This is a genomic window from Caballeronia cordobensis (genome assembly GCF_001544575.2).
Taxonomy (GTDB): Bacteria; Pseudomonadota; Gammaproteobacteria; order Burkholderiales; family Burkholderiaceae; genus Caballeronia; species Caballeronia cordobensis.
In genome coordinates, this window is the sequence record NZ_FCNY02000047.1 from 1 (window position 1) to 10,639 (window position 10,639).

Consider the following 10,639-nt stretch of genomic DNA (forward strand, 5'->3'; position numbering starts at 1 on the left):
ACTTTCTTTGCTGCTGCAAAGAAAGTCACCAAAGAAAGCAGCTTTGTCACCGCCCGCGGTCACACGCAGTTTGGCCACTTTTCTCCTCGGGGAACGGCCCTCGCCTAAAGAGTGCCCTCACAGGACCAGTCGGGCTTGGATCGCGCACGGTCTGACACGCCATAACTCTTAGTGCGCTGGTTCAGCACGAAATAGCTTCGGCACAGCGCTACGCACTGCCGTTGGGTATGCGAGGGAAACCAGCGAACACGAGTGCACTCGCAAACCCGCTCTTCCCCTCGGCCGCGAAGCGGGCTGGAACTTGAAATGGCTGTACCAGTTTGTTTGACGGCGCGATGTGACGGATCGTGCGCGATCCAAGCCCTGCGAGTTTTGTGGGGGCACTCGCTACTCTGGGTTCCATTCAGCCAATCGCCTGTGCCGCGGCCGGCATGAAGTGCTTAGGCTGGGAGAAGCTGCTTTCTTTGCCTACTTTCTTTGCAGCAGCAAAGAAAGTAGGTGCCGCCCCGCACAGGGGCAGTGCTAATAGACCAACGTGAAACCGGGACCCGGCGATAAAAAAATCACCGCAAAACCACAGTCCTCTCCCCATTAATAAAAACCCGCCTCTCAACAAAAGCCTTAACCGCCCGCGCAAGCGTAATGCACTCCACATCCCGCCCAGTCGCCAACAACCGATCCGGACTATAAGAATGGTCGACCCGCTCGACCTCCTGCTCGATGATAGGCCCTTCATCAAGATCATCAGTCACGAAATGCGCAGTCGCGCCAATAAGCTTGACCCCCCGCGTATGCGCCTGATGATAAGGCTTCGCCCCCTTGAACCCCGGCAAGAACGAATGATGAATATTGATCGCCCGCCCCGCGAGCTTGCGGCTCGTTTCACCTGAAAGAATCTGCATATACCGCGCAAGCACCATCAACTCCGCGCCGGACGTATCGAACAAATCGAGCAAACGCGCTTCCTGCTGCGGCTTGGTATCGGCGGTAATCGGCAGATGATGAAACGGCAATCCATGCTGTTCGGCCAGCGGCGCGAAATCCGTATGATTCGATCCGATCCCGACGATATCCATCTTCAACTCGCCCATGCGCCAGCGGAACAGCAAATCGGCTAGACAGTGCTCCAGCTTCGACACCATGATGAGCACCTTGGGCCGCACGGCGAGATCGTGCATCGCCCAGGTCATCGAGAAACGCGCCGCGATCGCCTCGAATTCGCGCTTCAATGTCGCCAGATCGGGCGCTTGCTCAGCGGAAGCACCGTGGAACACGCAGCGAACAAAGAAACGGCCGGAGAGATCGTCATCGAAGACGGTGAATTCGTCGATATAACCGTGGTGCCGCTCCAGAAAACCGACGATGGCGGCGACCTGCCCCGCCGCGCTCGGGCACGAAACGGTAAGCACCAGTTGATCAAAGCGGGAATCGGCGGCCATGCGTGCTCCACATTCGAATGGTTGCAGCACCGCGAAATGCGGCGAGCGTACGCGCTAGTAGAGCAAACCAGCCGCGCTCCGGATAGAAGCGAACCGCCGTGCCAATAGTACGAAAGCGTCAGCCGACGACGTCGCATTCTTCCAGCAGCCACTCGCTGAACGCGCGCACGGCGGCCGACGCCTCGCGCGGCGTGACGAGCACGTAGCCGCGATCGGTGACGAGCGGCGCATCGCAGAGCGCGACGAGCTGCCCCGTCGCGATCAGTTCATCGACGAGCGGCGCCCAGCCAAGCGCAACGCCTTGTCCCATCACCGCCGCGTGCGCGACGAGCGCGTAGCTGTTGAAGGTGAAACCGCCGTGCGTGGGCGGCGCGGCGAGGCCGTGCGCCTCGAACCATCCGCTCCAGGAAAGCCAGCGCTCCGGAAACGTGGGTTCGAGATGCAGCAGGGGCAGCGCGAGGAGATCCGCGGGCGAAACGGGCGTCTGCCTGCCCGCGACGAGCGCGGGGCTGCACACCGGCATCACGCGTTCGGGCAGCAGCTTCACGGCGGTTTTCGCGCCCCAGTCGGCGCGGGAGTCGCCGAACACGATGAGCACATCAGCATGATCGCCCGATGTGCTCGGCAGGCTCTGCGACGTGATGATCTTGACATCGACATCGGGCATCAACGCCTTGAATTGCTGCAGTCGCGGCATCAGCCAGTAAGTGGCGAAGCCGAAATCGGTCGATAGCGTGAGCGTGCGCTGCGCGTGTCGCGAGCGGATATCGGCTGTGGCCGCGCGGATCACGTCGAGGCCCTGACGCACCGCATCGAAGAGACGCGCGCCGTCTTCCGTGAGCGTGACGCCGCGATGCCCGCGCTCGAATAGCGCAGCGCCCAGCGATTCCTCCAGTTGCACGACGCGCTGGCTCACGGCGGGCTGCGTCGAGCCAAGCTCGCGCGCGGCGGCGGTGAAGCTCGCGAGACGCGCGGCGGATTCGAACATCAACAACGCCTGCATTGGCGGCAGACGGTCCGGCCGCGGCATAACGCCCCCTTATGAACGCATAACGATTTGCTGTCTTCACAGGCGCGATTTGAACGGCAATAGTGACGTTCAACGCCAATCAATGATTCTATGCGAGGCACGCTTTCATGCTTGAGACGAAACAAAATATCCTTGTGCTGATGGCCGATCAGCTCACACCGTTCGCGCTCTCCGCATACGGCAACCGCGTGACGAAGACGCCGCGTATCGATGCGCTCGCGCGCGAAGGCGTCGTGTTCGAATCCGCGTATTGCGCGAGCCCGTTGTGTGCGCCCTCGCGATTCTCGCTACTCGCGGGCAAGCTGCCTTCGAATATCGGCGCGTACGACAATGCCGCCGAATTCCCATCGGAAACGCTCACCTTCGCGCACTATCTGCGTGCCGAGGGTTATCGCACGATTCTCTCGGGAAAGATGCATTTCTGCGGCGCGGACCAGTTGCACGGTTTCGAGGAACGGCTCACGACCGATATCTATCCCGCCGATTTCGGCTGGACGCCCGACTGGCAGAACTTCGATGCGCGCCCGACGTGGTATCACAATATGAGTTCCGTGATCGACGCCGGTCCTTGCGTGCGCACGAATCAGCTCGACTTCGACGACGAAGTGACCTTCACGGCGCGTCAAAAGCTCTTCGATATCGCGCGCGAACGTCATGCGGGCAAGGACGCGCGGCCGTTCATGATGGTCGCGTCGCTGACGCATCCGCACGACCCGTATGCGATTCCGCGCAAGTACTGGGACATGTATCGCGATGAAGATATCGACATGCCTTCGTATCGCGATTCGCTGGAAGCATGCGATCCACATTCGAAGCGGCTGCGTTACGTGTATGAAGCGGACCGCACGCCGCCGACCGAGCGGCAGATTCGCAACGCGCGGCGCGCTTATTACGGCGCGGTGTCCTATGTCGACGATCAGTTCGCGTCGATTCTCGAAGCGCTCGAACAGGCGGGCCTCGCCGACGATACGATCATCGTCGTCACGTCGGATCACGGCGAAATGCTCGGCGAGCGCGGCCTCTGGTACAAGATGACGTTCTTCGAAGGCGGCTGCCGCGTACCGCTGATCGTGCATGCGCCGAAGCGGTTTCGCGCGCATCGTGTTCCTGATTCTGTCTCGCACCTCGACGTGCTGCCGACACTCGTCGAATTCGCGCGCGGAGAAGCGCCGCAATCGTGGCCCGATAGCATCGACGGGCAAAGCCTCATGCCGCATCTCGACGAATCGGGCGGCCATGACGAAGCGATCGGCGAATATCTCGCGGAAGGCGCGATCGCGCCTATCGTGATGATCCGGCGCGGGCGCTTCAAGTTCATCCACACGAGCGTCGATCCCGATCAGCTCTATGACGTAGAGGCCGATCCGTTCGAGCGCGAGAACCTCGCGGGCGATGAGCGTCACGCCGCGCGGGTCGCCGAATTCCGCGCGGAAGTCGAGAAACGCTGGAATCTTGACGCGCTGCATCGCGACGTGCTCACGAGCCAGCAGCGCCGCCACTTCCACTTCGCCGCGACGACGCGGGGCACGATTCAATCGTGGGACTGGCAGCCGCATGTCGATGCGAGCCAGCGCTATATGCGCAATCACATCGATCTGGACGACCTCGAAGCGATGGCGCGTTTTCCCGCCGTCGAGCACTGAGGCGCGCTTCGCACTATCACCCCACATCCGACAGGAACGCACCATGAAAAAGGGCTTCATCCATGTGCTCTTCGCTGCCGCGCTCAGTTTCGGCGCGGCCACTCACGCGCTCGCCGCCGAGCCGCCATCGTGCACGCAGGTGCGCATGGCGGGGCCTGGGTGGACCGATATCGACGCGACGAACGCAATGAGCGGCATCGTGCTGAAGGCGCTCGGCTACAAGCAGAATATCGCGAACCTGTCGGTGCCGATCACGTATCAGGGCATGAAGAAAGGGCAGATCGACGTCTTTCTCGGCAACTGGATGCCCGCGCAGGCGCCGCTCGTGAAGCCGTTCTTCGATGAGAAATCGATCGGCGTGGTGCGGTCGAATCTGTCGAACGCGAAGTTCACGCTCGCGGTGCCGGAGTACGTGGCGGCGGCCGGCGTACATTCGTTCGCGGACCTGGCGAAGAACGCCGACAAGTTCGATAACCGCATCTATGGCATCGAGCCGGGCGCGCCCGCGAATCAGAACATCAAGCGCATGGTCGATGACAAGGCGTTCGGTCTCGGCGACTGGAAGCTGGTCGAATCGAGCGAAACCGCGATGCTCACGCAAGTGGATCGCGCCGTGCGCGACAAGAAATGGATCGTGTTTCTGGCGTGGGAACCGCACGTCATGAACACGAAGTTCAAGCTCGCCTATCTCGATGGCGGCGACAAGTACTTCGGCCCGAACTACGGCGGCGCGACGGTCAACACGGTGGCGCGCAGCGGCTACGAACAGCAATGCCCGAACGTGGGCCGGCTGTTCAGGCAGATGACGTTCAACGTCGATCTGGAGAACGGCGTCATTACCGAAGTGCTGGAGAAGAAGACGAATGTCGACGCCGCCGCCACGGACGCGCTGAAGCGTCATCCGGAACTGCTGAAATCGTGGCTCGACGGCGTGACCACGGCGAGCGGCGGCAACGGGCTGGAAGCCGTTCAGACCGCGCTCGGCGTGAAGTAGCGAAGCTCAGCCCCGTTGCATGCTGGCGCGGTCCTGTGCGGCCATCAGCGCGGCGCGCAGTGGCGACTGGATCGCGACGAAATGCACCATCAGGCTATCCGCTTGCTGGAAGTACCAAGGCGTGTTGATCGTCATGCAGTCGAGGCCGTGTTCGAGTTTCCAGCCGAGACGGTCCGTCAGCAAATTGGCGATGATGGTCTGATCGCCGCCGTTCGCGTACGTGCTCGATTTGTCAGGCGCGGCGCTCACGTGCGCATGAATCTCGTCGACGAATGCAAGAGTCGCGGGCTTGCGGCGAAAACCAAGCACGCCTGCGTTGATGACCCACGGACCGATGTCGTGCGCAACGAAGATGTCGCGCGAGGCGAGCAGCGGTTCGAGCGGCTTCTTCTGGTCGAAGAAGAGGATGTCCGCATCGATCCAGATCACCCACTCATGCTCGGGCAGATGCTTGCGCAGGAACCACGGCTTGAGCCACGTTCCTGACGTGTCCGGCCCGACTTCGGCGGGCGTGTGCCGATAGACGTGAAGCGTATAGCCGTGGCGTTCGCAATAGCGGCGCATGTTCAGTTCGGCGATGGCGCCATACGCGCGCACGTTCGGCGTGTAGTACGTGACGAGCGCGATGGGCTTGCCGGGGTTGTAGACGCTATATCCCTCGCTGGGGACAGCAGTCTGCGCCGGGAACTGGAAGAGCGGCATGCCCTTTTGCTGCCAGTCGTTGATGTGTTCCGCGAGCGCGTTGCGGAAGGCCGCCGGAATGAAGCCGTAGTCGGCCTCTTCGCCGAGCACGATGGTCCAGAGATTGGAAAGTTTCGCCCAGACGGGATTGAAACGCGGACCGCAATGCATCGTTGCCATCACGCCGCCGCGCTCGCCGTGTGCTTCGATGTAATCGAGCGAGGCGAGCAGATCGAGTTCGTTCGTGCGCGCTTTGCCGAGCTTGCATCGATCGATGTAGTGAACGATGAGATTGCGCACCTCCACCGTGTTGCGCCAGATCTGCACGGCGTTCTGGCGCTGTTCCGCCGGGCCGGAGACGGCCATGAGCGCATGCTGGCGGCCCTCGGCAATCGGCTCGACGGGCTGCATGTTGAGCACGATGCAGTCTTCGCTCATGCAGACAAGCAAGGCCATGTCGGGCATGCGGCGCAGGTGATGCAGGATCGCTTCGTACTTGAGCAGCAGTCGCTGTGAACTGCATCGCATGCCGGTCATCGAGACCATGGCGTGCTCGTAACCCATGCGGGACGCGTAGTGCTGGTGATTGACGAGGACGTCGGGTGCGTCGTCTTGGAAGAGGCTCAGGCAGCGTGTGGTCATGTCGTTCGGATCGAAAGATCGGCTTTCGGTGATGTGGCTTTTTTACAGATTCGGAAGTATCCGGAACGACGACCGGTGCGGCTATCGGGCATGTCTGAAATAGAAGAAGTTCGAATACCCGACGAGCGCTTGCCTGTGAAGTGGTCGCAACTGGACAGATTTGCGTCGCAATCGGTCGAGCCGCGACATATATGGAACCTTATTTTTGAGTATGCCGACGCGGCCTCCTGGCGCGTCGCGCACAGTTCGAACGCTGTCTTCGGCAGTTCCCGCAAGTGTCATCGCGATAGGCCTTCGCGCGCCCCCGCGTGAGGCAGGGCATCGCTTTTTCCAACGCAATATCGATCAAGACGAGCAAAGGACGAGCACATGAGAAGAACACTTGCCGCGGGACATGCCGCGAAGATCGCAGGCCTCGCGTTCACAGCGGGCGCGGCGAGCCTGCCGATGGCGGCGCATGCACAGAGCAGCGTGACGCTCTACGGCATTCTCGATGCGGGCGTAACCTGGGTCAGCAACACGGGCGGCTCGCACGTCGTGAAGTTCGACGACGGCATTTCCTACGGCAACCGCATCGGCTTTCGCGGCGTCGAAGATTTAGGCGGCGGCCTGCAGGCCGTGTTCGTGCTCGAATCCGGCTTTCATCTCGGCAACGGCCAATATGCATTCGGCGGCGCGGAGTTCGGCCGGCAGGCTTACGTGGGCCTGAAGAATCAGTGGGGCACGCTGTCGCTCGGCAATCAGCTCGACATGACCGAGGAGTTCGTCTATCTCTACAACATCTCCGCGTGGGCGAGCGGCTATGCGATTCACCAGGGCGACTTCGACCGCATGAACGGCGATCGTCTGCCGAACTCGGTCAAGTTCCTGTCGAACGATTTCGGCGGCTTCACCTTCGGCGGCATGTATTCGTTCGGGAATCAGGCGGGCAACTTCCATCGCAACAGTGCGTGGAGCGTGGGCGCGCACTACACGGCGAGCACCTTCAACCTCGGCGCGGCGTACACGCAGTTGAACAACCCCAACGGCATCTACGCATTCGATCCTTACGCGATGATCGGCGCGCGCACTTTCCTCGGCCAGCCGACTGTATCCGTCGATCCGGCGACGGGCGCGGTCACCGATCTTTACAGCGCGAACTCGTTTCCTGTCGACAAGCAGGGCGCGTTCGCGATCGGCGCGGCATGGACCATCGGCAAGCTCATGCTGTCGGGCAACTTCACGTATACGACCATCAAGGGTCTCGGACAGACGTCGCACATGCAGGTGTACGAAGGCGGCGCGTCGTATAGCTTCATGCCCGACCTGAGCCTGTACGGTGGCTATCAGCACACGCGCTTCGAAGGCAATCACTGGAATCAGGGTTCGCTCGGGCTGCACTATCTGCTTTCGAAGCGCACCGATGTCTATATCTCCGGCGATTATCTGCGCGCATCCGGCCCGATCGACGCAGTGATCGGCTATAGCTTCACGCCTTCGTCGTCGGATACGCAGGCCGATGTGCGCGTCGGCATGCGGCACTCCTTCTAGGCGGCGGCGAGCCCCGCGGGACCGACGGCGCGCAATGCGCTGCGGTCCTGCCGCGGGCTCGTATTGAAGCGCGCCCGGTACGTGCGCGAAAAGTGCGACGGCGATTCGAAGCCGCACGCGACGCATACCGCGAGTATCGACATGTCCGTTTGCTGAAGCAGCTCGCGCGCGCGTATCAGGCGCAGGCCGAGATAGAAATGCGTCGGCGTATCCTTCAATGCCGAGCAGAAAAGCCGTTCCAGCTGACGCCGCGTCACGCCGATGGATTCCGCGAGCGCATCCGGCGACAGCGGTTCTTCCATGTGCTCCTCCATCCGCTCGATCACCTGAATCAGCTTGCGATTGTGGATGCCATAGCGCGCCGCGATCTGCAGCCGCTGATGATCCGAGCGCTGCCGGATGCGTCCCAGCACGAACTGCTCCGATACTTGCGCGGCGAGGCTCGCGCCATGCTCGCGCGCGATCACGTCGAGCATCAGATCGATCGATGCCGTGCCGCCCGCGCACGTGATGCGCCGCGTGTCGATCTCGAAGAGCTCCTGACTCGTCGCGATGGCCGGATAGCGTTCCGCGAACGCCGCGGCCGCTTCCCAGTGCAGCGTGGCGCGTTTGCCCGCGAGCAGGCCCGCTTCCGCGAGAATGAAGCTGCCGGTGTCGATGCCGCCGAGCGTCGCGCCCATGCGATCGAGCCGCCTGAGCCAGTCGCCGATCCCGCGCGTATAGCGCGAAAGCGGCTCGAAGCCCGACACGACGAACACGGTGCGCGCCTCGCTCACGCTGTCGAACGCGCCTTCCGCATTGAGCGAGATGCCGTTGCTCGCGACGACCGGGCCGCCATCGACGGACAGAATATGCCAGCGATACAGCTCGCCCGCGAAGCGATTGGCGACGCGCAGCGGCTCGATCGCGGACATGAACCCGATGGATGAGAACTCGGGCAGCAACAGGAAGTGGAAATCGTGCGGAGCGGGCATCGGATCGATCGATAGAGGCGGGTCGCGCTGAGCGGGGCGTCCACGCTATCAAGTGCAAAAAGCAGGCGCAATCCGGCGCGCCCCGAGGGACCGGAGTATGACGTCACCGTAGCGGGCAGGTCGCAAGCAGTCAAGTCGCGGTCGCAAGCGGTCGTTCGGGCGCTTTTATGCGGCGTTACTTTCTACTCACGCCGGCAATCGAACCGGCGCATCGATTCAACCCTCACCGGAAGCCACGACATGAGACATCGCCTGATTTCGAACCTGGTCCTTGCCGGCGCCTGTGCTGCCGCATTTGCTGCGACGCAGTTCGCGCATGCGGAGGACGCGAGCTGCCGCACGGTGCGCTTCGTGGATATCGGCTGGACCGACATTACCTCGACGACGGCGCTCGCCTCGGTCGTGTTCGAGGGGCTGGGTTATGCGCCGCGCACGACGGTGGCGTCGGTGCCGATTTCGCTGGCGGGTTTGAAGAGCAAGCAGATCGACGTATCGCTCGGTTACTGGTGGCCGGTGCAGCAGAAGGCGGTGGAGCCGTTCCTCGAACAGAAGAGCATCCAGAAGCTGGAACCGCCGAATCTGTCGGGCGCGAAGGCGACGCTTGCCGTGCCGAGCTATGCGTACGACGCGGGCATCAAGACGTTCGCGGATATCGCGAAGCATCGCGATGAGCTGGGCGGCACGATCTATGGCATCGAGCCTGGCAGCAGCGCGAACGCGAAGATTCAGAAGATGATCGACAACAACCAGTTCGGGCTGGGCGGATTCAAGCTGGTTGAATCGAGCGAAGCGGGGATGCTGGTGACGGTCGGGCGTGCGGTGCGTGAGAAGAAGCCGGTGGTGTTTCTGGGCTGGGAGCCGCATCCGATGAACATTCAGATGAAGATCAATTATCTGGCTGGCGGGGATGAGGTGTTTGGGCCGTATTACGGCGAAGCGCGGGTTTATACGCTGACCAACACGGATTTTCTGACGCGGTGTCCGAATGCGGGGAAGTTTGTTTCCAATCTTCGGTTTACGACCGATCTTGAGAATCGGTTGATGCAGCCTGTCATGAATAAGGAGCGGCCTCAGGAGGCGGCTAAGGCCTATCTTAAGCAGCATCCGCAGGTGTTGGATGCTTGGTTGGCGGGTGTTAAGACCGTCGATGGGAAGGATGGATTACCGGCGGTTAAGCAGTATTTGGGGCTTTGATTTTTTTTCGTGGAACTTGTTTTCGTGGTGGTTTATTAGCACTGCCCCTCCCCGGGGCGGGGGTAACTTTCTTTGCTGCTGCAAAGAAAGTCACCAAAGAAAGCAGCTCTTCAGGCCCGCGGTCACACGCACGTTGGCCACTTTTCTCCTCCAAGGCGGCACTCGCCTAAGTGTCGCCCCCAAAGGACTAATCGGGCTTGGATCGCGCACGGTCTGACGAGCTAGTACGCAAAGGACGCTGGTTCAGCACGAAATAGCACCGGCACAGCGCTACGCGCTGCCGCCCCGTATGCGAGGGAAACCAGTGGGGCACGATTGCGCTCGCGTACCCGCTCTTCCCATCGGCCGCGAAGCGGGCTGGAATTTGAAATGGCTGTACCAATACAAGAAGTGGCGCGATGTGACGGACCGTGCGCGATCCAAGCCCGATTGGGTTTGTGAGGGCACTCTTTAGGCGAGGGCCGTTCCCGGAGGAGAAAAATGGCCAACGTGCGTGTGACCGCGGGCGGTGA

At 61.6% G+C, this 10,639-nt stretch carries 8 protein-coding genes; 4 read left to right on the forward strand and 4 right to left on the reverse strand.

The window, feature by feature from the left end:
- Nucleotides 1-563: 563 nt before the first annotated feature.
- Nucleotides 564-1,439, reverse strand: coding sequence for a formyltetrahydrofolate deformylase (gene purU / locus AWB70_RS37715; RefSeq protein ID WP_053569672.1), 876 nt, complete (start codon nucleotides 1,437-1,439; stop codon nucleotides 564-566).
- Nucleotides 1,440-1,557: 118 nt separating this feature from the next.
- The gene (locus tag AWB70_RS37720; protein ID WP_045455314.1) at nucleotides 1,558-2,469 is read right to left on the reverse strand and encodes a choline sulfate utilization transcriptional regulator; all 912 of its coding nucleotides are present in this window, start codon (nucleotides 2,467-2,469) and stop codon (nucleotides 1,558-1,560) included.
- A 107-nt stretch (nucleotides 2,470-2,576) separates the two neighbouring features.
- Here AWB70_RS37720 and betC point away from each other — a divergent pair, with 107 nt between their 5' ends.
- Together betC and AWB70_RS37730 are read left to right on the forward strand one after the other, a co-directional pair.
- The gene (gene betC / locus AWB70_RS37725; RefSeq protein ID WP_053569671.1) at nucleotides 2,577-4,112 is read left to right on the forward strand and encodes a choline-sulfatase; all 1,536 of its coding nucleotides are present in this window, start codon (nucleotides 2,577-2,579) and stop codon (nucleotides 4,110-4,112) included.
- A gap of 43 nt (nucleotides 4,113-4,155) precedes the next feature.
- On the forward strand, nucleotides 4,156-5,106 hold the full coding sequence (locus AWB70_RS37730; protein ID WP_014251488.1) for a choline ABC transporter substrate-binding protein: 951 nt from the start codon (nucleotides 4,156-4,158) through the stop codon (nucleotides 5,104-5,106).
- Nucleotides 5,107-5,112: 6 nt separating this feature from the next.
- Here AWB70_RS37730 and AWB70_RS37735 read toward each other — a convergent pair whose 3' ends face one another.
- Nucleotides 5,113-6,429 carry a glycosyltransferase family protein gene (locus AWB70_RS37735; RefSeq protein WP_053569670.1) on the reverse strand — a complete coding sequence of 439 codons (1,317 nt, stop codon included), beginning with the start codon at nucleotides 6,427-6,429 and terminating at the stop codon, nucleotides 5,113-5,115.
- A gap of 369 nt (nucleotides 6,430-6,798) precedes the next feature.
- Here AWB70_RS37735 and AWB70_RS37740 point away from each other — a divergent pair, with 369 nt between their 5' ends.
- Complete coding sequence (locus AWB70_RS37740) at nucleotides 6,799-7,959, forward strand: porin (RefSeq protein ID WP_053569669.1); 1,161 nt, start codon at nucleotides 6,799-6,801, stop codon at nucleotides 7,957-7,959.
- Here the strand turns inward: AWB70_RS37740 and AWB70_RS39820 are convergent.
- Entirely contained in the window at nucleotides 7,956-8,933 is a 978-nt protein-coding gene (locus tag AWB70_RS39820; RefSeq protein ID WP_053569668.1) for a GlxA family transcriptional regulator, read from the reverse strand. The genes AWB70_RS37740 and AWB70_RS39820 overlap by 4 nt on opposite strands.
- 240 nt (nucleotides 8,934-9,173) lie before the next feature.
- Between AWB70_RS39820 and AWB70_RS37750 the strand changes: the two genes are divergently transcribed.
- Complete coding sequence (locus tag AWB70_RS37750) at nucleotides 9,174-10,127, forward strand: choline ABC transporter substrate-binding protein (protein WP_053569667.1); 954 nt, start codon at nucleotides 9,174-9,176, stop codon at nucleotides 10,125-10,127.
- Nucleotides 10,128-10,639 lie beyond the last annotated feature (512 nt).

Bases quoted from the DNA above. Each gene is read 5' to 3' on its own strand.
- purU (WP_053569672.1), bottom strand. From the start codon at position 1,439: ATGGCCGCCGATTCCCGCTTTGATCAACTGGTGCTTACCGTTTCGTGC.
- AWB70_RS37720 (WP_045455314.1), bottom strand. From the start codon at position 2,469: ATGCCGCGGCCGGACCGTCTGCCGCCAATGCAGGCGTTGTTGATGTTC.
- betC (WP_053569671.1), top strand. From the start codon at position 2,577: ATGCTTGAGACGAAACAAAATATCCTTGTGCTGATGGCCGATCAGCTC.
- AWB70_RS37730 (WP_014251488.1), top strand. From the start codon at position 4,156: ATGAAAAAGGGCTTCATCCATGTGCTCTTCGCTGCCGCGCTCAGTTTC.
- AWB70_RS37735 (WP_053569670.1), bottom strand. From the start codon at position 6,429: ATGACCACACGCTGCCTGAGCCTCTTCCAAGACGACGCACCCGACGTC.
- AWB70_RS37740 (WP_053569669.1), top strand. From the start codon at position 6,799: ATGAGAAGAACACTTGCCGCGGGACATGCCGCGAAGATCGCAGGCCTC.
- AWB70_RS39820 (WP_053569668.1), bottom strand. From the start codon at position 8,933: ATGCCCGCTCCGCACGATTTCCACTTCCTGTTGCTGCCCGAGTTCTCA.
- AWB70_RS37750 (WP_053569667.1), top strand. From the start codon at position 9,174: ATGAGACATCGCCTGATTTCGAACCTGGTCCTTGCCGGCGCCTGTGCT.